This window comes from Geodermatophilus sp. URMC 61 (assembly GCF_052931555.1).
In genome coordinates, this window is record NZ_JBRFHZ010000002.1 from 4626856 (window position 1) to 4650022 (window position 23167).

The window sequence follows — 23167 nt, forward strand, 5'->3', positions numbered from 1 at the left end:
GTGTTCGAGGTCCTGACCTACACGGACTGCGCTGCCGACGAGTCGGTCAGCGGGCGGAGCGGCTTCCAGTTCCGGGCCGCGTCCGAGGGCGCCACCCCGATCGACGAGCAACGGATCAGCGGCGGCCTGCTGCACGTCGTCCCGATGCGGCTGGACCCGGAGCGGCCCGACGTCCACCCGCCCACCTGCGCGTACTCGGCCGTCGACGGCCGCTACTACCTCGCGCGCGGGCGGTCGACCGGCCGCACGCTGAGCGGACGACCGGGCAACCAGTTCACCCGCACGATCGTGACGGGCGCGGCCGGCGACATCCTGCCGCTGCGCCCGGCCCAGCTCTTCTCGGCCGCCTCGTGGACGGCGGAGCCCCCGCGCGGCACGCGGATCCCGGGCTGGCAGGCGCCGCTGGAGATCGACCCCGACTTCGAGGCGGCGGGCCTGCACCGGATGGTGACCGCCGACCCCTGGGCCCGGGACCTGCTGCCCCGGTTCCTCACCATGGTCGAGCAGGCCACCGCCGACCGGCGGGTCAAGCTGATCATCGCCCACCCCGAGCAGGACGTGGTCATGCGCTGGATCGCGCTGGCCTCGCTGTTCCAGGACGGCGAGCGGGCGCTCCGGTCGAGCTTCCGGGTCTACTCGTCCAACCCGGTCGGCGACGCCGCCCACATCGTCGGCGCCCATCCGCTGCTCTCGCCGGACCTCACGCCGGCGAGCGCGGCCGGCTGCAACCTGGTCGACCTCGACCGGAAGGTGGCCACACCCGGAGCGGTCTCGCCATCGGCGGCCGAGCACGCCGCGTGGTTCCTGGAGCAGGACCCGTACGAGGCCCTGGACGCGGTCGAGACCAGCCGGCGCTGGGGCGCGTTCCTCGAGCCGGGGACGGCGGCGCTGGCCGCGTCGGTGGCCTGCCTCGACGGCGAGGAGCGGGCCGCGCCGCAGGCCGGCCTCGACGCAGTGCTCGCCGCCCTCGGTGCCCTCGCGGGCGCCCGTCAGCACGACGAGCTGGAGGCCTACGGCGAGGCGCTCGTCGATGCGGTCGTGGGGCGCAGCCCGCAGGACGGTGACGACATCGGCCCTCTCGAGCCGGCGTTGTGGCAGCTGCACGCCGCCGAGGAGGAGGGCCTGGCGACCGGACTGGCGCTCGCCGGACTGGAGTGGGCGGCGCAGCAGCCGGGAGCGGCGCGGGCCTGGGCCGCGGTGCACGTTCCGGCGGGCGGGCGGGTGCTCCGGTGGGCGGATGCCGAGGCGTCCGCGCACGCCGCCGGGCTGGTCGGCCGGGTGCTCTCGCAGGCGCCGGACGAGGAGCTCGCCGGCTGGTTCGCCCTCGGGCGGTCGCTCGGGGCACACCCGGCGGCCGAGCAGGTCCGCCCGCACATCCTGCGGCTCGCCTCCCGATGGGCTGGGCATCCCGAGCTCAGCACATCGGCGGCTCTCTGGATGCACGGCCGGCTGGTGAGGGCCGAACTGGAGCGGGAGCTGGACGGTCGCCTCCACAAGGGGAACGCCGCGGCGCTGGCCGCGCTGGACTCCGGCGCGTGGGACTGGCTGATGGAGCCGGGATTCGCTGTCGACCCCGCGGCCCGCCCGCTGTCGGCCTGGCTCGCCTGCCGCACCCGCCGAGCAGTCCCCGTGGAGGCGTGGCACGAGGTGGTGCGGCAGGTGGCGCCCGTGCTGCCCGACCATGCGGGAGACCTCGTGCTCGGACGCCGGGGCGCCCAGGGAACGGCCGACGACGTGGTCGCGTGGCTGAGCCGCCCCCGGGCGCTCTCGCCCGGTGCGGCACAACTGGTGGAGCGCCTCGTGGACGAGTGCGTCCGAGCGGGGTACCCCCGCCGCCTGCGGCGGCTGGTGGACGTGCTGTCACCCGACGGCGTCACCGGACTGCCGCTCAAGGTGAGTGACGTCCTGGTCGAGTACCACCGCGTGACCGCCGTGGTGGACGAGGCCCAGCGGGAGGCCCGCCGTCCGGAGAACCCGGCCCTGCGCGAGCTCGCAGGGTTCCCGGCGCAGACGCTGCTGCTGGTCGCCGACGCGCTGGCGGACCTGGTGCTGTCCACCGAGGACGACCGGGGCGTCGTCGAGCTGTCGAAAGCGGTCGGGGGCGCGCTCCACGCAGCGGTGGCGCGAACCGTCGTCCGGCTGGCCGAGCAGGGCGACGGTCGAGCGCTCTCGGGCGCGCTCCGGCTGCAGGCCGTCGACCCGAAGGGTCTGGGCCGACCCGCGCGGGACGCCCTGACGACCCTCTGGCAGGACCCGCGGCAGGCACCCGCCAAGGGCCGGGTGACCGCGAGCGCGTCGGAGCAGACCCTCCTCGACGTCAAGGCCTCCCTGGAGAGGAACTGGTGGGGGGGCCCCAAGAGGCCACCCCGTCGCGACGCAAGGGGGTGCGGCTGATGCCCTACATCATCGCGTTCGTCGTCGGCGCCCTCGTCGTCTACATGGCCGTGTGGATCGCGCTTGCCCTCGCCGTCCGGGCGCTGTCGTTCCTGCTCCTGTACTGGATGGTGGCCGTCACGGTCGCCGTCGTCGCCGGGCTGCTCTACGGCGTCACGGTGCCGGTCCGGGTCCTCCGCGGCCGGGGGCGGGCCCGGTTCCGGCAGCTGACGCCGCAGGACGTGGCCGACGGCACGGCGTTCCGGGCGAAGGTGCGGGGCGAGTCCCGGCACTACGGGTGGGACCGCGCCTGGCCCACCTACTTCCCCTACCAGGCCGGCCAGGACGCCGCCGGGGTGTCCGCCGAGTGCCGCGACGTCACCGTCCGAGCGTGGCGTCTCCTGGCCCGGTGGTGCTCCATCGGCGCGCCGGGGACGGCCGGCCCACGGAGCGGCTCCCTGACGGCCAGGACCGCATCCGCCGCCGAGCGGACGGCCCGCTCGGCGCCGGGCGTCGTCGTGGGCGCGCTGGTGTTCCCACCCGCCGCCGGGTTCACGGCCGGCCTGTGGGCGTCGGTGCTCGCCTGGCTCGGCCTGATGTACGCCATCGGGTTGATCGTCGTGGCCGGTCAGAAGCTGGCGCTGGCCGCCGTCCGCTGGTCCGACGTCCTGCTGCGCCGGCGCGCTCGGGCCGAGCTCAGGTGCCCGGAGTGCTACGCCACCAGCACGCTCCCGAGCTACCGGTGCAGCAACCCGGGGTGCACGGAGGTGCACCGCGCCCTCCTCCCGGGGCCGCTCGGGCTGCGCAGCCGGCGTTGCGCGTGCGGCACGACGCTGCCCAACACGGTCCGGCGCGCCGGGGCCCGGCTGACGCCGGTCTGCCCGACCTGCAACGCCGAGATGGCCCAGGGCAGCGGCAACCGCCAGACCGTGCCGGTGCCGGTCGTCGGGTCCGTGGGCGCCGGCAAGACCCGGCTCCTGGCGGCGGCCGCCGTCCACCTCGAGCAGCGACTGGCGGAGGTGTCCGGCTCGGTGCAGGGGCTGACGCCGGAGGCCGAGACCTACCTCCAGGTCGCCCGGCAGCTGGTCGGCGAGCAGGCCAGCACGACGAAGACGGCGGCGGTGCGGCCCTCCGGCGTTCCGCTGCTGCTCACCGGGCCGGACGGTGGTTCCGTCGAGGTGCAGCTGATGGACGCGGCGGGGGAGAGCTTCCAGGACTGGGACGGGACGAGCGCGTTGCGCTACCTCGACCAGGCGCCGGGGCTGGTCTTCGTGCTGGACCCGCTGCCCATTCCCGGTGTCGCCGGTCAGCTGCGGTCCCGCGGCCTGGCCGGGGGCGTGCTCACCGCGGCAGGGGAGCAGGAGGAGTCCTACGCGGCGGCCGTCGACCGGATGCGTGCGGAGAACGTGCGGCTGAAGGAGCGGCACCTGGCCGTCGTCCTGACCAAGGCCGACATCCTGCTCGCCCTGCCGGCCGGCACGGGCCTGGCCGGCCACGACAGCGGATCGGTGCGGAGCTGGCTCGTGGACAACGACTTCGACCTGCTCGTACAGCGGTGCGAGAAGGACTTCAGGACGGTGGCGTACTTCGTCGTGGACTCGATGAGCACCGATCCGCAGGCGGGGACCAGCCCGCTGCGGGTGCTGGAGTGGGTGCTGACGGTGTGCAGGAGCCCGGTGGGGGCGGCGCTCGCCCGCACTCCCGAGCCGGTCGGCGCCGGCACCACGCCCGAGGGGAACCCGGCATGAAGGACGGTCTGCCCCCCGCGTACCTGGCCTACCGCGGGCTCTGGAGCCTGCTGCACGGGACGCTGCTGGTCCTCGGCGCCGTCCTGCTGGCCCTGTGGTGGTTCGACGGCTCGAACGGCGCCCACCTCGTGGCGGACTGGTGGACCTGGGCCAGCAGGGTCCAGTCCGCGGTCTTTCGGTCCGTCTCCTTCCCCTGGGACTGACACCGTCCAGGAGGCACCCGGGACGGTCGGGGCGACCGGCGGAGCAGCAGCCGTGGTCCCGGTCGGCCTCCACCCCGGGCGGCACGTGCTCGGCACCCGTCCCGCTGCCTCAAGGCGGCGTGCGGATCGGCCGATGGCGGAGAGCGGGGCAGCCCTGTCCCGTGGCCACGAGGGAGAGGGGGACGACCGTGGGAACGAGCGCGACCGGCGCGACGGGTACGGGTGCCGGGTCCGGCTGGACCACCCCCTCGGCCGTCGCCGCAGCGCTGACCGATCGCGTCGCGGCAGGGGAGGTCGGTGAGGAGGACGTCGAGGAGCACCTCCGCTGCCTCGACGCGCTCGCCCAGGCGGGCGGCGACCGCGAGGAGTGCCTCGGCGCCCTCGACGCACTCGTCGGCACCGCCCGGCGAGCCGGCGCGCTCGGGCGAGGCAGCCTGGTCATCGCCGCGAACGTGCGGGCCGGATTCGGCCAGGTCCGGGCTGCTGCGGACACCATGATCGCCGCGTACCGGTCACGTCCGGAGGGTTTCACCGGCAGCCGTCCCGGCACCGCTGTCCGCCGACTCCGCCCGCACGGCCCGGACGCGGTCGCGGTGTTCCTCGGGGCCCTGCGTGCCGCGGGTGTACCGATCACCCTGCAGCGGGAGTCCGCGAGCGTGGTCAACGGGCTCGAACATGCCCGTGACGCCGCGGAGCTCACCGAGGCCGTCGACGCTCTGGTCGAGGGGGGAGGCTTTCCGGACGTCGTCGCGGCCGGCCGTGCGCAGACGGTCCTGCGCAGCGCCACCGGACGGACGGCTGAGCACGCCGTGCGGCTGTTCCGGCTGGCCGCGGACACCTGCGGACTCAGCCCTCGCATCCTCAACGACGCGCTGATGGTCCTGGCCGAGCTCGGCGCCGCCGACGAGAGCGCCGGCCTGCTCGCCGAGGCCGAGGCGGCGGGACAGGACCCCACGGGCACGCACCTGATCACCCACATGGCGGCGCTGAACAACGCACTGCGCTACGACGAGGCGCTGGCGACCCACCAGCGGTACCTCGACGAGGGCTACCCCGCGAGTGCCCGCGCCCGACGCATGCAGCTGACCGCGCTGTGCTGGGGGGAACGTCCGGACGAGGTCCGCACGGCTCTGCAGGACTGGGCCGACGCCGCTCGCGCCGGGGCTGTCGAGGACCCCGCGCCCGGTCTGCTGACCACGGCACTGAACGCCCTGGCCGTGGACGAGGTCGGCGCGATGGTCGACGTGGTCGAGCAGACTGCCGACGCCGTCGAGTGGAACGACGCCCACCGACGGCTGGTCCTCGGCGTCACCCGGCGGTCCCGGGGGATCGTCGACCATGCACGGGCACTGGCCACGTTCGCCGCCGTCCGCCCCGCCCGGGCGAGCGAGCTGCAGACGCTGCTGGCCCTCGTCCCGGATCACCATCCTGACGACGTCGTCGCGGCGCTCACCCGCGTGTGCGAGGCGGACCCGGCGGCCCGTGTCGCGCTCGCGGGCGCCCTGGGTGCTGCCCAGCTCGCAGGCGGCGACCTGGCCGCCGCCGAGGAGACCGCGCGGGCGACCGGGAACGCCGAGGTCGCCGAGGCCGTCACCCGCGCCCGCCTCGACGCCGGGGACGTCGACGGCGCGCTGCGCACGAGTCGGTTGCTGGAGGCGGCCGGCACCCCCGGCGGCGGTCCGGGGCCGGGCCGCATGCCGCACACCCCGGCCCTGGTCGGCCGGCTGGTCCGTGCGCTCGCCGGGCGCTCGACCGAGGAGGCCGAGCAGTGGCTGAGCCGGTACGACGAGGCGGCCTGGCCGGTGGAGGCATGGGACGCACTCGCCGTTGCCCACCGCACGGAAGACGGCGACGTCTCGGCGATCGAGCGGCTGATGCGGCGGATGCGCCGCGCCGGCACCGTCCTCCCCAGCGGCGAGGTCTGGGCCCAGTGGCTGTACTCCCTCCCGAGGGGACGGCGTGCGGCGCGGGTGGACTGGGCGCTGACGGCGATGAGAGCCGACGGCAGCACGCCCAACCCCACCTTCTTCACCGCCGCGATCGTCGGCGCGCTGCAGCCGGCGAAGGTCACCGCCTCAGCGGGACGGGACGCCGAGGCGGCCGCCTGGGAGAACGCCCGGGTCGCCATGGACGACGGCGAGCGACTGCTGATCACGGCCGTCGAGGCCCTGGTGGGCAGGCGCGTGCCGGGCGGGGCGCCGGAGGGCTGGTTCAGCCCCGCCCAGCTGCTCGAGATCGCCCGCGCGTACCCGCTGACCCGACGGCCGTACGCCCAGGTGGACACCGCGGTCGAGGTCCGGGTCGCCGAGGAGACCGACGAGGAGGAGCAGTTCGCCGCCTTCCTCGGCGCCCTCGCCGCGGCCCATGCGCGCGCGCAGCTGCCCGAGGGCGTCGAGCGCCTGCGCCTCGCGGCGGCTGAGCTGGGGCTGGCGGGGAGGCCGGAGCTCGCCGTGGCGACGCTGGACTCGCTCGCCGACGAACCGGAGCGGATCGTCCCGGCGGTCCTGGCCGAGATCGGGTACGGCCGGCTGACGTCGACGTTGGTCGCCGACGCGGCCGGGCGGGCCCTGGCCCGTGGCGGCTCGACCGAGCTCGTGGACCAGGTGCTGGACTCGGCCGGGCCCGCGCTGCCCGAGGACCAGGCGGAGCGGTTGCTCAGCGCCGTCGTCCTCGCCTTCGAGGACGCCGGCCAGCCGGAGTCGGCCCGGCAGGTCGGCAGCATCGCCGAGGACCGGGGCCTGAGCCTCACCGCGGCCGCGCAGGGCGCGCTGCTGGCCACGCACCGCCCGGCGGACCCGGTGGCGGAGGACCTCGGGCCGGTCTGGACCACCGACCAGCTCGAGGCCTACAACGGCCTGCTGCAGCACGAGTTCGCCAACCAGCTGCAGATCAGCCGGTCCTCGACGCAGCTGCTCGCCACCGCGGTCCGCCACCTGCGGCACAAGCTGCCGGCCGAGGTCGTGGCCGACACGGGGCGGTACCTGGCTGCCCTGGACCACGCCGAGGAGGCGCTCCGGGAGAACGCGGACGCCCAGCAGAGGACGATCGAGAAGATCGCGGCAGCGGCCGACCTGGAGCGGACGTCGGCCGGGACCGTGCCGGTGCTGGACGCGATGGTGTCCGTCGCGGCGCAGCTGGCGGCCGAGGCGGCCACCGCCGCCACCGACATCCGGGTGCTCAACCGCGACGAGTCCGGCCGGTTGTCCGTGCGCGGGCACGCCACGCTGCTGCACTTCGCCCTGCACAACCTCGTCTCGAACGCGGTGAAGGCGCACCAGCGGCGCAAGGACGCCGTCCGCCGGGACATCGAGCTGCTGGCGACCTTCGCCGAGTCCGACCGGGAGGACCTGGCGGTCGCCCCGTACGGCTGGGTCATCGTCTCGGTGCGGGACCACGGCGACGGCGTGCCGGACGAGCTGCCGGACAACGTCGCCAACTGGTCCATCCCCGGGCAGCCCGGACAGGGCGCCGGCATCGGCCTGCGCCGCACCGAGAACATGATCCGCGGTTCCGGCGGCCGGCTGTGGATCGACCTGTCGGTCAGCGAGGGCAGCCGCTTCTGCTTCCGGCTCCCCTGCGCCGCTCGCCGTCAGGTGCGTGGTGCTCCCCCCACCGCTCGAGAGGAACCGTCCCGTGCCTGACCGTCTCCCCGTCATCGTCGTCGACGACGACCCGGGCCAGCTCCGCAGCGCGGTGAGGCTGCTTGAGATCGAGGACTGGTCGGTCACCGGGATCGCCGATCTCGACGAGGCGGCGCGGGTCCTGGTGGAGCACACCGATCCGTTCGTGCTGATCCTCGACCACGACTTCGAGCGGCCCGACGGGCAGACCGGCCTGGACCTGACCCGGCTGCTGCGGTCGGCGCACCCGTGGGGTGCGGTCCTGCCCATCTGCTACTGGAGCGGCCGGATCGACGGGTCCTCCTTCCTGACGGCGCTGCGCACCGGCCACATGTTCGCGCCCAGTTGCTACATCGCGAAGGGCGGGAAGGTCTCGGTCGCCGAGGTGGCCGAGCAGGCCGACGCCGCGTTCCGGCGCTTCGAGGCCACCTTCGAGCAGCAGGCCCTCCGGCGCGCGGTGCTGGGCCTCGACTCGGCCATCCCGGTCGACGACGACCTGACGGACCTCCTCGACGAGGACGCCGACCACGACGTCCTCGCGGAGAACCGGTGACCACCGCGCTGCTGGCCTCGCCGGCGACCCGCCGCAAGGCGGTGCTGGACACCTGCGCCGTCTTCGAGGGCACCGTGTGGCGGGACCGGATGAAGGGGCGGGTGCAGGGCTGGCTGGGACCGGACGGCATCGCCGTGCTGCCGGGCCGCGTCATCGCCGAGATCGCCCACGTGGCGGCCAAGAAGTTCCTCACCGGGGACCGGCAGGCGGCGGCAGCGGCGAGCCGGGCCCACCTCGCCCTCAGCGAGCCGGAGGAGCTGGTCGGCCTGGCCGACGCGCGTCGGGCGGTCCTGACGCGGGACGACGTCGAGCGGCTGTGCCGGGACAACGCGGACCCGGACCTCGTCCGGCTCGAGCGCAAGCGGGACAGGAGGACCGACGGGGTCACGTGGGTGGCGGTACCGGGGGACGGCGACTTCGAGATCGCCCACACCGTCCGCGTGCTCACGGGCGCCGAGCACCAGGCGGTCCTGGTGACGCGCGACGGCGACCTGCGGGCTGCGGCGGACCGGCTGGGCATCGCCCTGCTCGGTCGCCGCGCTCCCGTCTGCGATCCCACCGGGCCTGCGGAGGGCGCCGGTGCCCCGCTGCCCTCGCCGGGGGACGCCGGCGCCGTCCACCTGCTCGGCGTCAACGCCGCGGTGCAGCTGCTCCAGGGCAGGCTGCCGGCGCTCGGCGAGCCCGGTGACGCGGCCGTCGTCCTGTCCTCGACACTCGTCCTGGCCACCCAGAACGCCGTGCTCAAGGGACCCAGGGACGCCGACGGACGGCCCAGCCAGGACGCGGGAACGGCGGCCGCCGTGCAGCAGCGGCTCGACCGGCTGATGAGCTCGGGCCGGGTGGACGGCCAGCGGATCCCGGTGCACGTGTGGGCCACCCCGTGGGAGGTCTACGAGTTGCTCGCTGCCCGGGTCACCGACCCGCTGTTCGCGCGCGACACCACCCGCGGTGGCGCGTGGGACATGCACACGCTCCTGGTGCTCAGCGCCGCGCAGGTGCTCGGGGACTCGGGCCACCGCGCGCACCTGGTCGACAGCGTCCACGGCCAGGGGGAGGGCCGCGCCGTCGCCGGAGCCCGCAGCTGGCGCTCCGCGGGGGTGCTGGAGCAACTCACCGGAGCCGTCCAGCACCGGATCGGCACGGGATCGCTGGTCGAGGCCGTGCTGCCGCAGGACGACGGGCAGCTCGACCTGAGCGCGTTGCTGCGCAGGTACGGGCAGCACTGATGGGCACCTACGACACGCTGCACGACGGCCACCGCGTCGAGCAGCTGAAGCTGTGGGGCAAGGGCCTGCGGCACCTGCACGTGGGTGACACCGTGGGACTGCCGCGCGGTGGCCTGGCGCCTGACGGCACGTACACGGTCGTCATGCGCGTCGGCGGGTTCGTGCACGTCGTCGACGGCGTCGTCGTCGGGTGGCGGGAGCAGCCGGGACCCGGCCCCCAGCTCACCACGCGCGGCCTGCGGTACGACGCCGCCGACTGGCCCGGGGGCCCGCTCGGCCCGTGGTACCGGGACGCCGACGCGCCCGCCGACCTGCGCCTGTTCACCGGGATCGAGGAGGAGTGCCCACGGCTCGCGAGGCCCCCTCTGCGGGTCGTCACCAGCGAGGACCCGCTGTCCGGGATGGAGGCCGCCCACGCGGCCGCGCGGGCGGACGTCGCCGCTCGCCTGCGCGCGGACTCCGGCGACGCCGCGCGGGTCGAGGCAGCGCGGGAGTTCCTGTCCGACGGCAACGGGTACCGGGACGTGGTGACCGAGGCCGTGGCCGGGTGCCTCGGGGTGCACCAGCAGCCGGAGCAGGCGGGGCTGCGACTCGTGGAGTTGCTGTCGTCCGCTGCGGGGGACGACCAGTGGCGCAACGCGGCTGCGACGGTCGCCCGGTACGCAGCGGTGCTCCCCGCCGCCGCGGTCTCCACCTGCCTGAGCCGGCTCGCCGACGCGTTGGCGGAGGAGGGCGACGAGGAGACGGCGGCGGGGTCCCCGGTGGATCCGGCCGACCCGGACGGCGTCGCCCACCCCAGGATCAGGCGTCGGCGTGCTGACGCGGCCGGCGCCGGCGACGTCCTCGGCCGGCTGCGTCGCTACAGAGACGCGGACTTCCTGGGAGCCGCGGAGGCCGCCGTCGCCCGGCACGGGTCGGCCGTGCTCCCGGCCGTGCCCCTGCGGTTCTGGGGGTGGGACATCGTCGTGACCGAGCTGGCGGCTCCGCTGCTGCGGCCGGTCCTGGGCCGCGACTTCACGTCCGCGGAGCTCGACTGGCTGCTCGACGCCCTGCTCGACGTGCCCAGCACGGTGGCGTCCCTGGAGCGTGAGACGTTGGAGGAGGCACTGCAGCGCACCGTCACGCGGACGACGCCGATCTGATGGCGCCCTGGACGCGTCCGGCGGGGCGCGGCGATCGCCCCGGTCGTGTCCCTGATCCACGACCTGGGGCGACCCGAGCGGTTCCTGCACATGCTGCGGGCGGCCGGGTCGCTCCCCACGGGCACGCCTCGACGATCACCCGCTGAGCGGTCGGCAGCAGGTGCACCCTGAGCGTCCCGGCGTCGGTGCTCAGGTCGGGTGGCTCGGGGTTCAGGCCCTGGGCCTCCCGCAACGCCGTGGGGACGACGATCCGGCCCAGGCTGTCGATGGGGGTCTCGACTGGCAGGACGGTACCTGCGGCCTGCCAGGTCTGGTGTCCCCGACCCGGGTGCCGCACCGATCGAGCCCTGCGCTCAGCGGCGGGGCGACGGGGGCGGCAGGAGGCCGTCCTCGAGCGCGCGCACGTACAGGTCGCGGCGGGTCGGGGCCGGCCGGCCGGCGTCGGCGTACTTGGCGCGGATCCGCCGCAGGTGCGTCCTCAGCGTCTCGGGGTCCATGCCGAGCGAGCGGGCGACCGCGGCCTGGACGTCGTTGGTCGAGACGTAGGCCAGCAGCACCTCGAGCTGCCGGGGTGCCAGGTCGGGCCGGACCAGCGTCGTCCCAGGCCGGTGCTCGACGCGGGCCCGGCGGAGCGTCTCGACCGGGTCGGCGCCGGGTTGTACGACGACGACCTGGCAGCCGCGGTCAGCGAGCCGCGCGGCCTGCACGGGGGGAGGGGCGCGGTCGCAGAGGCAGACGTCGGCGCGGGTGTCGAGGACCAGCAGCGCCTCGGCCGAGTCCGCCCAGGCGATCGCCTGCAGGCCGGGTGCGCGCTCGACGGCGGCGAGCAGGGCGGCGCGCGCCGGCTGGTCGGCCGCGACGACCGCGACGCGGAGCGCGGCGTCGTCACCCTCTGGCACCGGACACCCCCTCCCACCTGCGGGTACGGTCCCATCGACAGCGGGACGGCGCAGGCCGGCCCGCCCGCCCGACGGAGGCGCGCGTGAGCGAGACCGGACCGGCGCACCGCACGGTGTCCCTGCACGAGCTACACGTCGTCGGCCCGCACGGGCTGCCGGTGCGGCACCGCACCGTGCAGGTGGTCCGCGCGCTGCGGTCGGGGCTGGCCTCGTACACCTTTCGGTTCGACCGGCGCGAGGCGTCGGTGCGGGTGCTGCGCGGTGCCACGGCGCGCGAGCCGCGGCCCGACGTCAGCGGCTTCACCGCGGTGGAGCTGTGCTTCGCGCGGCCGTTGCGGATGGGGGAGACCGCGTCGCTGGAGTACGAGACGTCGTTCGACTGGCAGTCGGTGCCGCCGCCGCAGCTGCGCCGGGCGGCGCGCACGCCGGTGGAGCGGCTGGAGATGCGGGTGGCGTTCACCCCCGGGCGGCTGCCGGCCGACCTGCACTGGGCGCTGTGGGACGGCTACGGCCCCGATGCCCGGATGCGGGCGGCCGAGCGCGTGGAGCTCGACGACGAGTGCTCGGCGCACCGGTTCACCGACGAGATCTGCGGCGTGACGGTGGGCTTCACGTGGACGTGGCCGCCCGGCGAGGAACCGAGACTCGGAGGCTGAGCTGTTGCGTTCGGTGGCGGCCGCGTTTCGGGCGGCTGGGTCGCTGCTCAGCGCTTCGGGCGTTCGCGGCGGGTGGCCTGCTTCGAGGACCCGGAGTACACCGTCGTCCCGCAGCGGAAGGATCAGGGTCGCGAGAACGCCGGCTCGATCGACGCCAGCGCCCGGGACGGCGTGTCAGGAGGCCTGAGGACGTACCCATCCGCGCAGGCTCGTGGACCGAGGGTGTCGACGCGTCGGAGAGGCTCCCGAAGTGGGCTGGAGGAGGCTGCTTTCCGGCCCGAACGCGCGCCGGGACCATGACAGCGTGCGGCCATGACGGACCGGAGGCTGCCGCTGGGCGCCATGGCGGTGGTGCTGGCCCTCGGCGGGTGTGCGGTGGCGCCCGAGCCACCTGCCGACCAGCTGGCGGGGCCACCGACGTCGTGCGAGTCCGGCTACGTCCAGCTGACGTTCGACGACGGCCCCACCCGAGACGTCACCCCGGCCGTCCTCGACGTCCTCGCCGCCAAGGGCGCCACGGCCACCTTCTTCGTCACCGGGGAGAACGTGCAGGAGAACCCGGACATCGTGCGGCGGGCGCACGAGGAGGGCCATCGTCTCGGCAACCACTCGTGGGACCACCCGGACCTCAGCACGCTGGGGCGGGACGAGGTGGAGTCCCAGTTGCGGCGGACCAGCGAGGTGATCCAGGAGGCCACGGGCAGTGCACCCACGCTGTGGCGGCCGCCCTACGGGGCGAGCAACGACATCGTGGACCAGGCGGCCGAGCAGGCCGGGCTGACCACGATGCTCCTGTGGGACATCGCTCCGGGAGACGCCGACTCCAAGGAGCCGCCGTCGGTGGAGACGATCCGGGACCGAGTTCTGCAGGAGGTGCAGCCCGACGCCGTCGTGCTCCTGCACGACGCGTGGACACCGAACACGCCCGCGGCGGTGGCCCTCGTCCTCGACGGTCTGGCGGAGCAGGGGTACTGCACCCGTTGAGGCGGCCGCCGGAGTGTCCCCGGCAGCCGGCCTGGCCAGGGGGACGTGGCGTGCCTCGTCAGTCCGTGGTCGACGGTGACATGAGCCCGAGGTGGGCGGCCGCCAGGGCGACGGCAGCCACGGTCTCCCCATCCGTCACCTGTCCGGTGCGGAGTTCCTCGAAGAAGTCCTGGAAACTGACGAACCGCTGCTGGTCGATCGCCTCGACACCCTCTCGGGCCGTGTGGCCTGCCCGGACCGCCCTGGCCAGGTAGTGGTGCAGGACCTGGTTCGAGAGCCCCTTGAGGCCGCGGGTGAGGCCCAGGTACGTCCAGTCGTCGCTGGCCAGACCGGTCTCCTCGCGGAGTTCCCGCTGGGCTGCGACGAGGGGGTCCGGGTCGTCGGCGTCCAGCCTGCCGACGGGCGTCTCCCACAACCAGCTCTCCTGGGCGTACCGGTACTCGCGGATCAGGCAGAACCGCTCACGGTCGTCCAGAGCGACGACCGACACGGCGGCAGGCACCTCGATGACGTTGTACTCGCCGGGGCGGGCGTCGGGGTTGAGGACGTCATCGGTGCGGACCCGGAACCAGCGGTTCTCGTGGGTGTACCGCGAACTGAGGGTCCGCCAGGGACCTCTGCGCATGGGCGGAGTGTAGCCAGCGGGGACGGGCCGCCCGCCGGACACGGGACCGGTGGACTCGGGCCGGGCCGCTCGACGGCACCTTGAGAGGCGGCGTGGCACGTGTGAGCCTGTGGGTCCGCGATGGGGAGTGAGGCGCCCTTTGGCTCGAACGTGGCGTCCGGGCTGGACCACGGTCCGCACCCCGGGCAGTCCCTGGCTCACCGCGAGTGTCCTCGCGCCGTCCCTCGCCGCCCGCGCGCCAGCGCGGACGGCGGACCGCGGTGCACGGGTGCGCCGCTGGGGACCTCCGTGGGTCCGGTGGCCCGCCGTGGTGCTGGCCGGTCTGCTCGCTGCGACGTCGCTGTCGGGCAGCGCTCCACTGCCGCCTCCCCGGATCTTCGTGGGCGTCTACTCCGGCTACTCCTTCCCCGGGGACCTCGACGGCTACATCGACGCCGTCGGCGCCGCGCCGGACATCGTGATGTGGTTCCAGAACTGGGAGGAGCCCCTCTACTACGGCGAGCAGATGCGCGGCGTCGCCGCCCGTGGGGCCACACCGTTGATCACCTGGTCCCCGGGCGAGGACGAGGACTTCGACATGCGGGACCTCCTGGCGGGTGAGTACGACGACTACATCACCCGGCAGGCGGACCGTGCCGCCGACTGGGGGAGGCCGATGATGATCCGCCCCTTCCACGAGATGAACGGCACGTGGACCAGTTACGGGCCACCCGGGACGACGCCCGCGGACTTCGTCAGCGGGTGGCGCCACGTGGTGGACCTCTTCCGGGACCGGGGAGTGCGGAACGTGTCCTGGGTGTGGACGCCGAACGTCATGAGCGAGGAGAAGACGACCGCGGTAGCGCCGCTGTACCCGGGTGACGACTACACCGACTGGGTCGGCGTGGACGGCTACAACTTCGGTGCCCCGTGGCTGGGGTGGCGGACGCTGTTCGAGCCGACGTACCGGGCCATCACCTCGTTCACGTCCAAGCCGTTCATGATCGCCGAGTGGGGGTCGGCGGAGCGGGGCGGGGACAAGGCCGCGTGGATCACCGAGTTCTTCCGCGACATGCCCGAGGTCATGCCGGCCGTCCAGGCGGTGGTGAGCTTCGACCGCGTCGCCGAGGAGGACTTCCGGATCGACTCCTCTGCTGCCGCCCTGGCGGCCTATCGCGCTGCCGTCTGTGAGAGCGAGGTCTACGGCGGCGGAGCGGCCTGCTGAGCTGGTGCGTCCCTACCGCCCGCTGCCCGTCACCACGACGGCGCCCCGGAGCGCGCGGACCAGCAGCGGCGACATCCGGAGGGCCTCCAGCACGACCGCCAGCAGCCAGCCCAGAGCCAGACCGAGCAACCCCCACTGGCGACCACCGAGCAGGGGGAGGACCAACTCGAGGGCGCCCCCGACGTAGACGAGGGGACGGCGGTGGCCGTCCGGCGCGTGACCCGGCAGAGGCGAAGTAAAGCTTCTCGACCATCGTCGGGATGCCGGCCGAGCCCAGGACCACCACGGTCGCTTCAGCACCTGGTGCCGCAGTACGGACGGCGCCACGTCGCGCAGGAAGACGACCAGCGCCGGCAGGCGCAGCTCCGCAGCAGCGCGCGCGTCCAGTTCCTGCGGAGCACTGCCAACCCGGCGAGGAACAGGACCAGCCCGACGACCCATGTCCCGAACAGGGTGAGCCCACCACCGCCGAGGGCGAGCCAGCCGGCCGCGATGAGCAGGACCAGCTTCAGGACCCCGAACTCCATGTTGCCGTGGAGCTGGACGCTGCCGTGCAGGGCTCCCAGCAGGGCGCCGTCGAGCACCATGCCGACCGCCGTGGCCGTCGTCCCCACGACGAACAGCAGCACCAGCCACGGGTGGACGTGAGAGGCCGGAGCACGGACGAGAACAGGGGGACGGCGAGGGCGTACCCCAGGGCCACGACCGCCGTGGCCACGGCGCTCGCCAGCAGGGTCATGCCGGAGGCCGCGGCGCTGCCGAGGCCCACGGCCGCCGGGTCGAACATGCGCGCGGCGACGAACCAGTAGGCCAGCCCGAGCGCGGAGGTGCCGAGGGTGGCGCCGGCCAGGCTCGCGGCGTTGCTGACGAGGTCCCGGAGGACCGCTCCTCGGGCCCCCGCCCGCGGCGTACTCGTCACCGCCACCGTCCTGTCCGCAGCGGACGGCTCCCGGCCTGAGGGCTAGAGCCCCAGCGCGTCGAGCAGCCGCGCGGTGCTGAACTCGTCGGGGAAGCGGTGTAGGCGCGCCCTGCTCGTGCGTCTGGCGTCGGCGTACTCGTCATCTCCGCGCACCCATCGGTCCAGGGCCCCCAGCAGTTCGTCTCCGTCCCGCAGCAGCGGCCCCGGCACCCACGCGTCGTACGGCTGGAGATAGAGACCGCGACTCGCTTCGTACTCGGCGATGTCCGGGAAGAAGAACATCACCGGTTCGTCCTGGAGCAGGAAGTCGACCCACACTGACGAGGCATCGGTGATGAGGCAGTCGGCCGCCCCCAGCAGTTCCCCCGTGGTGATCGACCGCGCGGTCAGGCCCGCCTGGTCCACCACCACGATCCTCCGGTACTGCCCGTCCCGCGGGGGCAGCGCCGAGGGATGGGGCTTGACCACGAGCACCGTGTCGTTGGCGGACAACCAGTCGTCGAGCCGGATCTGCTCGTCGGGTGACAGCGGCACGGCTCCGGGAAACCGCACGCCGTCGACCTGGCCGTCGCGCTTGCCCGGCCCGCGGTCGCGGTACGTCGGCAGCCACACGAGGAGCCGCCGCGCCGTGTCCTCGCCCAGAAGTGCGCGGCGGACGCTGTCCCGGTCCGTCGTGATCATCCGGTCGTTGCGCGGTGCCCCGACGACGAGGACGCGACCGGGCTCGAGGCCGAACTCGCCGCAGACGAACGCCCGGCCCACAGCGGACAGCGCCGTGGCGTGCGTGGCCCGGATCGGTGGTCGCTCGCCGAGGAACCTGGCGACCGGCTTGCCGAGCTCGCCGTGCCAGATGTTCACGACGACCTGTCCCCGACCCGGACGGTGCGGTCGGTAGAGCCCGTGACTGGTGATCACCACCGAGGCGGTCAGGTAGTGGAACCACCCGCGCAGCGAGTTCTTGGCGACCGCCCGGTACGGGCCGGGGACGGCGGCGGACGCGGGGAGACCGCTGTCCCCGGCCGTGCCGTCCTCGAGCAGGACGACGGGCTCGTGACCCCGCTTGGTCGTCTCCTCGAGCAGGCTGACGACCTCGTCGCTGAAGTCGGGGAAGCTGTGCAGGACGATCGTGGACGCGCGCTTGGGCACGCACGCGTTCGCCAGGGACAGGCCCGTCGACAGCACCCGGTCCTTGATCCGGCGCACGGGGCGGGACACGGTCACCGGGCGGAGACGGCGGTGGGAACACAGGCGGACAGGCCCGCCAGCAGGCGCAGGTGGTCCTCCGGGCTCCGGACGGCGAGCCGCCAGTAGCCCCGACCGTCACCGATCTTCTCCGAGACGTCCTTCACCAGCAGGCCCTCCTGCGCCACCAGGCGCCTCGCCAGGTCGTCGGCCTGCGCCCGTGGAACGGCCAGCCGGACCAGCAGGAAGTCGCCTCCGCTGGGGAACACCGTCTCGACGAGCGGATGGGCCTCGAGCAGGCGGGTGAGCGAGTCGCGGTCGGCCATCGTGCGCGCGTAGGAGTGCTCCAGGGCCTGCCGGTGCTTGAGCATCACCTCCAGGAAGTTCTCGCCGAGGGAACTCAGGTTCCAGATGGGCTGCTCGGCCCGGATGCGGGCGCCCATGTCCGGGTCGGCCGTCGCGAGGACGCCCAGCCTCAGTCCCGGCACCCCCAGGCACTTGCTGAGGCTCTTGACCACCAGCACGTTCGTCAGGGCGTCGTCGACCAGTCGGTCCACGATCGAGGGCTCGTCGCAGAAGTCGATGAAGCTCTCGTCGACGACGACCGTCGTGGCCGGGTGGCGACGGGCGAACTCGGCGATGTCGTCCGTCGCGAGGTGGCTGCCGGTCGGGTTGTTCGGGTTCACGAACACGACGACGTCCGTGTCCTGGGCGGCGTCCTCGATCTCGCGCCACTGGAAGCCCGGGTGGTCCCGGTAGCGCCGTGCGTCCGGGAAGACGCGCGGGTACTCCCCGAAGGTGGGCTCCGGGATGAGCACCCGACGCCCCGCGAACCACGAGCGCAGCCACGGATAGCACTGGGAGGCGCCGGCCACGGCGTGCACGACCTCGACGGGCCACTGCAGGGCCCAGGCCAGTTTCTCGTCCAGGATCGACTGGTGCGACCCGTAGTTCTGCAGCAGTTCGGGGAGGTTGTGCCGCAGCTCGGACAGCATCGCCGGGGTCGGGAAGTACATGTTGCGGATGAAGGCGAAGTCGAGGACGTCGTTGCCCCAGTTGCCGCCCCAGCCCGTGGTCATCGCCTCGTAACGGGCGTCCGGGTTGAAGGTGAACTCGGCGATGCGCAGGTCGTTCGGGTCGTCGACCTCGGCCCACCTCTCGCCGTCGATGACCTCGCCGTGCACCTCGGCCTGCTGCATGTAGATCAGGATGCCGAGGATGAGTTCGTAGTAGCAGTTCCGGTCGAAGGTCTGCGCGTAGTACGTCAGCAGCTTGCGCAGGGTGTCCTGGCAGAACTCCCTGCTGAACCGGTACATGTTGAGGGTCTTGTACTTGTCCGCGAAGGAGAAGTCGCTCGGCTGCAGGGACGGCGGGATCACCTGTGTGATGAGGCCCGTGTCCCCGAGCGTCACCACGGTGCCGTCCATCCCGGCTCGGTAGTGGTCGACGAGGGCGACGTTCTCCGCGGGAGAGGCGATCAGCCGGTCGAGCACGGCGGGTTCGTAGATCAGGTCCGACTCGATCAGGATCACGTCGTCGTCGAAGTCGATCTCCTCGAAGGCGAGCGCCATCGAGTGGATGTTGTTGGTGATCTCGTAGTCCTTGTTGTGGACGTACCGGACGTCGAGGGACGGGAACTGCCGCTCGACGTGCTCGATCACCTCGTCGGCGCGATACCCGGTCACGATCGTGACCGGGGTGACGGCCCGCTCCTGCAGGCCCTCGATGATCCGATCGAGGATCGTGCTCCCACTGATGGGGAGCAGGGTCTTGTGGCACCGGTCGGTGAGTGGTCGCATCCGCCGTCCGAATCCGGCGGCCAGGATGAGAGCCTGCATCGTTTCCCTTCCTCGGCGTGCATCAAGTCGACGGGACGGTGGATCAGTCGTCTTCGCGTGGTGGCGCGGGCGACGGCGCTGCGGGGGTGAGGTCCACCTGGCGATAGGCGGCCGACTCGCCGGAACGGAGGAGTCGGGCCTCCGCCGAGGCGCCGGGCGGCACGGTCACCGGGCGTTCCCAGGACTCGCCGGGCTGGAGGTCGATCGACCACCTGTGCGTGATGGACGACTGCCCGCGGACGGAGACCTCCACGCGGAACTCCTCTGCGGCGGGCTCGTCGCTGCGCACACCGACGACGACCTCCCCCGGCTCCGCCGCGGGCAGCAGCCAGAGCTGGCTGAAGGCGACCCGGTCATCGGCACCCTGCTCGCCCGCCCAGGCCACGGTCACGGCGCCGAGCATCAGCACGCCGGCGATGGCCACGAGGGCCGTGGGCCGCGCCGGTGGTCGTCGGGGCAGTCCGGGGAGACCCCGGATGTCCGGCTCGGTGTCGCGTCCCCGCCGCCGCAGCTCCCCGGCGGCGGCGAGCCCGGCGGTGAGCACGAACAGACCCGCAGCGGTCGAGACCTGCGTGATCTCCACCTGCACCAGCTGCAGGAAGAGCATGAGCAGGATGGTGAGCGCGATGCTCGAGGCGGGGACCAGCATCCACACCGTCGTCCGCGGGAGGTGCTCGACGAGCCGCGTGGCGTGCACGAACGCCGCCCCTGGAGCCGCGAGCACGAGTGCGACACCGGCGAGCACCTGCAGAGGAGCCGGTACTCCCGGGACCGCCGCGGCACAGGTCAGTCCGACCAGGCCGGCACCGAGGACCACGGTCCGGCGGGACACCCTCCAGCGCTTCATCGCACCCTCACCGTGCCGTAGACCTGGATCGGTCCGGCGTCGTAGACCCTGTCCAGCTCGGGGATCCCGTCGAACTTGGCGAGGGCGCCGACGGGCACGGGTTCCTGGTAGCTGGGGAGCTCGCGCTCGCCCCGGCCGTAGTAGCCCGTGAGCGGCACGGCCTCCGCGAGGCGACGGTCGAGGAGGATGTAGTCCACGTCGCCGACCTGGATGATCTGCCGTTCGGTCTCGCCGAAGGTCGGGGAGAAGAAGACCTCGAACACCGGGTGGCCGGCGACCAGCCCGGTGTTCTGGTCCACCTGCCCGTACGCCATGGCGGTCAGGGAGTTCACCCGGTCACCGATGATCACCTCGTTGGGGTCGAGGTGTCGGCGCATCCAGTACGCCGTCTCGACGCTGAGGGCGTCGACCGAGCGGGGGTCCGCGGCGACGAGGTACGGACCGGGCTGACGGGTGTACGGCGGCCAGCCCACGATGAACCCGCCGGCGAAGACGACCGCCACGGCGGCGGTGACGGCGACCCGCGCCAGGACGGCACGCCGCCTGCGGTCCGCCCGTCCGGGCTCCGCGGTCGAGATCCGGCCCGTGAGGGCGGCGTGGACGAACACGAGGGCCAGTCCGATCCCGACGAACAGGTACTCCGACGCGCGGTTGGAGGTCTCCGTGCCGGCCGGCGTCAGTCGCAGGGCGAGCGTCAACGGGTAGAGGAGTGTCATCCCGGCGAGCACCAGGAGCAGCGGGTGCCGGTTGCGCCGCCAGAGCAACCACAACCCGAGGGGCAGCAGGCCGGCCGTGATGCCGACGTGGGCCAGACCGAGGAACTGCTCGACCACCCCCTCCTGCGGTTCTCCCGCGGACGAGGTGAACAGCTTCTTGGCCTCGCCCCGTCCGGTGACGAGGTCGAAGAACGCCGCCAGGCCCTCACCGGTCGGCGCCACCTCGGAGTCGGTCTCGTCCTTGGCCACCCCGACCTGCCAGGCTGCGGCGGCTAGAGCCGTGCCGACCAAGGTCCAGGCGATGGGTGCGAGGTGTCCGCCTTCCGGTCCCCGCCGCTGCAGCCAGGTCACCAGGGCCCAGCCGGCGAGCACGGCGACGAGCCAGTAGGTCGCCATGTGGTGGGTGGTCACGACCGACACGGCGATCAGCACCGCCGCGACCACCGTCGGCCACGTGGCTCTTCCGGTCGCCACCACCGCCACGGTCAGGACGGCGAGGGGCAGGGCGAGGGACTCGTAGGCGAACTGGGCGTTGAAGTACAGGTAGTTCGGGTTGCCCACGTAGACGAGCAGGGGCAGGACCGCCAGGTGGGGGGCCTTGAGCACCCGCTCGGCGACGAGGTACAGGGCCAGCAGGCCGATGACCCGGGCGATGCCCACGACGATCGTCCCCGCCGCGAAGACCGACATCCCCGTCAGCTGCACGAGCGCTGCTGTGACGATCTCCAGCCCGGGGAACACGGCATAGGACCCCACCACGGGGTTGGGCGCGAACAGCCCGCCGGTCAGCAGGATGTCGTCGACGCTGCGCCAGTGCCCCAACTCGTCGTGCTGGAGGAACGAACCAGGCTCGTAGACCACCTTGACCAAGTAGAGCGACAGGGCCAGGAGCCCCACGAGGCCGAGGCGCTCGGTCCGGGCGACGTCGACCTGCAGCAGACGCCAGGCGGTGGGCAGCAGGATGAGCAGGACGCCGACCCACCAGAGGACCGGAGCCGACCAGTGACCCGCCCGCGCGACGGTGTTGCCCACGGCCACGAGCAGGACGGCGGCACCCTGGACGACCGCGAGGACGGGGAGCCAGCCGAGCGGGTCGGACCGGCGGTGCCGGGCCCGGTGGGGAGGCTCGGCACCTTCGACGACGGCGGGCGGCTGCGAGGTGACGGTCATCGAGTCGTTCCCGGTCCTCTCGTTCCCCGTCCTCGTCCTCCGCGGGCGACGACATCGCGGTAGAAGGCCTCGAAGCGGGGGACCGCGGTCGCGGCCGTGAACCGCCCGGCCCGCTCCCGGGCGGCCGCGCCCAGACGGTTCCTCAGGTCGGCGTCGCGGATCAGCCGGTCCATGGCCGTCCGCAGGGCCACCACGTCCCCCGGCGGCACGAGGAGCCCGGTGCCCTCGTGGGTGATCATCTCCGTCATGCCGCTGGGTGCGGTGCCGATGACGGGGCGTCCGGTGCTCATGGCCTCGTGGACGACGTTGCCGAGCGGTTCGGCGAGCGTCGAGGGTGCGACACCGAACAGCGCCCGGTCCCACGCGGCCATGACGGTGGCGTGCGAGACGTCGGTGAACAGGTGGACTCCGCGGGGCAGTGTGCTCGGTGTCTCCCCTGTCAGCGACCCGATGAGCACCAGCGGCGGTGGGTCCTCGAGCGCCTCGTAGGCGGCCAGCAGCTCGTCGATCCCCTTGATGCGGCGCAGCGGACCGACGAAGAGCAGGTACGGGCGGTCCGGGAGTGCGTCCAGGACCGTGCGGTCGGGTTCCCCGCTCCCGCCGTCGGCGCGGAAGCTCGGGATGACCCGCTCGACGGGGGGCGCTGCCCGGCCGGCCCAGGACATGTGCTCGTGGAGCACGTCCCGGACGTGGGAACTGCAGTAGTGGATGCCCGTGACCCGCCGACTGAGCGGTCCCCGCGAGGCCAGCACCCCCGTGACGGACACGACGCTCTTGGCGCGGGACCGGTAGTAGCGCTGCGCGCACCGCAGGCACTTCACCGGCGCCGGCCCCGCGCAGGCGCGCTGCCCGCGGGGCTCCTCCCGCATCAGCGTGCGGACGGCGCAGACGTTGCTGTAGTCGCGGATCGACAGTGCGAGCGGGACGTCGGTCCCGGTGACGGCGGCGAGGGCGGAGTACGTCAGCCAGCCATAGCTGTGGACGACATCGGGTCGGTGGTCGCGGACGAGGCTCCGCAGGTGCCGCACGCTCTCCGGGTCCGGGACCGGCGGATGGTGCCGCCGGTGCGGGTCGTCGCTGAAGCGGGACGTCAGGGCGGGTATCCGGACGACCGGCACGCCGGCCTCCGTGCTCCGTGCCGGCAGCCCGGGCTGGGCCACGGTGGCGACGACGACGTCGTGTCCGCGGCCGACCAGCTCCTGGCTGAGCAACGCGGTGTCCCTGGTGGCCCCACCGATGAGCGGGGGGTAGGAGTCACTCAC

18 protein-coding genes are annotated in these 23167 nt (G+C 73.6%); 10 read left to right on the forward strand and 8 right to left on the reverse strand.

Features of this window, described 5'->3' with window-relative positions; all coding sequences use genetic code 11:
- From ACU610_RS21580 to ACU610_RS21610, 7 genes are all read left to right on the forward strand, one after another.
- Positions 1–2394 (forward strand): GAP1-N2 domain-containing protein, encoded by a 2394-nt coding sequence (locus tag ACU610_RS21580; protein ID WP_446769741.1) that lies wholly within the window; start codon positions 1–3, stop codon positions 2392–2394.
- Positions 2394–4121, forward strand: coding sequence for a TRAFAC clade GTPase domain-containing protein (locus tag ACU610_RS21585; RefSeq protein WP_446769742.1), 1728 nt, complete (start codon positions 2394–2396; stop codon positions 4119–4121). The genes ACU610_RS21580 and ACU610_RS21585 overlap by 1 nt, the downstream gene beginning before the upstream one ends.
- Positions 4118–4324, forward strand: coding sequence for a hypothetical protein (locus ACU610_RS21590; protein WP_446769743.1), 207 nt, complete (start codon positions 4118–4120; stop codon positions 4322–4324). The genes ACU610_RS21585 and ACU610_RS21590 overlap by 4 nt, the downstream gene beginning before the upstream one ends.
- Before the next feature lie 188 nt (positions 4325–4512).
- Positions 4513–7965 carry an ATP-binding protein gene (locus tag ACU610_RS21595; RefSeq protein WP_446769744.1) on the forward strand — a complete coding sequence of 1151 codons (3453 nt, stop codon included), beginning with the start codon at positions 4513–4515 and terminating at the stop codon, positions 7963–7965.
- Positions 7958–8497 carry a response regulator gene (locus ACU610_RS21600; RefSeq protein WP_446769745.1) on the forward strand — a complete coding sequence of 180 codons (540 nt, stop codon included), beginning with the start codon at positions 7958–7960 and terminating at the stop codon, positions 8495–8497. The genes ACU610_RS21595 and ACU610_RS21600 overlap by 8 nt, the downstream gene beginning before the upstream one ends.
- Complete coding sequence (locus ACU610_RS21605; protein WP_446769746.1) at positions 8494–9723, forward strand: hypothetical protein; 1230 nt, start codon at positions 8494–8496, stop codon at positions 9721–9723. Before ACU610_RS21600 ends, ACU610_RS21605 begins: the two co-directional genes overlap by 4 nt.
- On the forward strand, positions 9723–10865 hold the full coding sequence (locus ACU610_RS21610; RefSeq protein ID WP_446769747.1) for a hypothetical protein: 1143 nt from the start codon (positions 9723–9725) through the stop codon (positions 10863–10865). Before ACU610_RS21605 ends, ACU610_RS21610 begins: the two co-directional genes overlap by 1 nt.
- Before the next feature lie 353 nt (positions 10866–11218).
- Here ACU610_RS21610 and ACU610_RS21615 read toward each other — a convergent pair whose 3' ends face one another.
- On the reverse strand, positions 11219–11764 hold the full coding sequence (locus ACU610_RS21615; protein ID WP_446769748.1) for a response regulator transcription factor: 546 nt from the start codon (positions 11762–11764) through the stop codon (positions 11219–11221).
- Between the two features lie 83 nt (positions 11765–11847).
- Between ACU610_RS21615 and ACU610_RS21620 the strand changes: the two genes are divergently transcribed.
- The gene (locus ACU610_RS21620; protein WP_446769749.1) at positions 11848–12420 is read left to right on the forward strand and encodes a hypothetical protein; all 573 of its coding nucleotides are present in this window, start codon (positions 11848–11850) and stop codon (positions 12418–12420) included.
- 312 nt (positions 12421–12732) lie between these two features.
- Entirely contained in the window at positions 12733–13404 is a 672-nt protein-coding gene (locus tag ACU610_RS21625) for a polysaccharide deacetylase family protein (protein ID WP_446769750.1), read from the forward strand.
- A gap of 58 nt (positions 13405–13462) precedes the next feature.
- On the opposite strand, the gene ACU610_RS21630 is transcribed toward ACU610_RS21625, so the two are convergent.
- Positions 13463–14029: an NUDIX domain-containing protein gene (locus ACU610_RS21630; RefSeq protein WP_446769751.1), complete on the reverse strand. Its 567-nt coding sequence runs from the start codon at positions 14027–14029 to the stop codon at positions 13463–13465.
- A 307-nt stretch (positions 14030–14336) separates the two neighbouring features.
- On the opposite strand from ACU610_RS21630, the gene ACU610_RS21635 reads away from it, so the two are divergent.
- Positions 14337–15233 carry a glycoside hydrolase family 26 protein gene (locus tag ACU610_RS21635; RefSeq protein WP_446769752.1) on the forward strand — a complete coding sequence of 299 codons (897 nt, stop codon included), beginning with the start codon at positions 14337–14339 and terminating at the stop codon, positions 15231–15233.
- 293 nt (positions 15234–15526) lie between these two features.
- On the opposite strand, the gene ACU610_RS21640 is transcribed toward ACU610_RS21635, so the two are convergent.
- The 6 genes from ACU610_RS21640 to ACU610_RS21665 form a co-directional block, all read right to left on the reverse strand.
- On the reverse strand, positions 15527–15862 hold the full coding sequence (locus ACU610_RS21640; RefSeq protein ID WP_446769753.1) for a hypothetical protein: 336 nt from the start codon (positions 15860–15862) through the stop codon (positions 15527–15529).
- A 332-nt stretch (positions 15863–16194) separates the two neighbouring features.
- On the reverse strand, positions 16195–17373 hold the full coding sequence (locus ACU610_RS21645; RefSeq protein ID WP_446769754.1) for a CDP-glycerol glycerophosphotransferase family protein: 1179 nt from the start codon (positions 17371–17373) through the stop codon (positions 16195–16197).
- Positions 17370–19172 (reverse strand): aminotransferase class I/II-fold pyridoxal phosphate-dependent enzyme, encoded by a 1803-nt coding sequence (locus ACU610_RS21650; RefSeq protein ID WP_446769755.1) that lies wholly within the window; start codon positions 19170–19172, stop codon positions 17370–17372. The genes ACU610_RS21645 and ACU610_RS21650 overlap by 4 nt, the downstream gene beginning before the upstream one ends.
- Positions 19173–19215: 43 nt before the next feature.
- The gene (locus ACU610_RS21655; RefSeq protein WP_446769756.1) at positions 19216–20019 is read right to left on the reverse strand and encodes a hypothetical protein; all 804 of its coding nucleotides are present in this window, start codon (positions 20017–20019) and stop codon (positions 19216–19218) included.
- Positions 20016–21905 carry a hypothetical protein gene (locus ACU610_RS21660; RefSeq protein ID WP_446769757.1) on the reverse strand — a complete coding sequence of 630 codons (1890 nt, stop codon included), beginning with the start codon at positions 21903–21905 and terminating at the stop codon, positions 20016–20018. The genes ACU610_RS21655 and ACU610_RS21660 overlap by 4 nt, the downstream gene beginning before the upstream one ends.
- Positions 21902–23167: a glycosyltransferase family 4 protein gene (locus ACU610_RS21665; RefSeq protein ID WP_446769758.1), complete on the reverse strand. Its 1266-nt coding sequence runs from the start codon at positions 23165–23167 to the stop codon at positions 21902–21904. Before ACU610_RS21665 ends, ACU610_RS21660 begins: the two co-directional genes overlap by 4 nt.

Coding starts and splice junctions, on each gene's coding strand:
- ACU610_RS21610 (WP_446769747.1), top strand. CDS start 9,723: ATGGGCACCTACGACACGCTGCACGACGGCCACCGCGTCGAGCAGCTG.
- ACU610_RS21625 (WP_446769750.1), top strand. CDS start 12,733: ATGACGGACCGGAGGCTGCCGCTGGGCGCCATGGCGGTGGTGCTGGCC.
- ACU610_RS21650 (WP_446769755.1), bottom strand. CDS start 19,172: ATGCAGGCTCTCATCCTGGCCGCCGGATTCGGACGGCGGATGCGACCA.
- ACU610_RS21630 (WP_446769751.1), bottom strand. CDS start 14,029: ATGCGCAGAGGTCCCTGGCGGACCCTCAGTTCGCGGTACACCCACGAG.
- ACU610_RS21585 (WP_446769742.1), top strand. CDS start 2,394: ATGCCCTACATCATCGCGTTCGTCGTCGGCGCCCTCGTCGTCTACATG.
- ACU610_RS21660 (WP_446769757.1), bottom strand. CDS start 21,905: ATGACCGTCACCTCGCAGCCGCCCGCCGTCGTCGAAGGTGCCGAGCCT.
- ACU610_RS21655 (WP_446769756.1), bottom strand. CDS start 20,019: ATGAAGCGCTGGAGGGTGTCCCGCCGGACCGTGGTCCTCGGTGCCGGC.
- ACU610_RS21590 (WP_446769743.1), top strand. CDS start 4,118: ATGAAGGACGGTCTGCCCCCCGCGTACCTGGCCTACCGCGGGCTCTGG.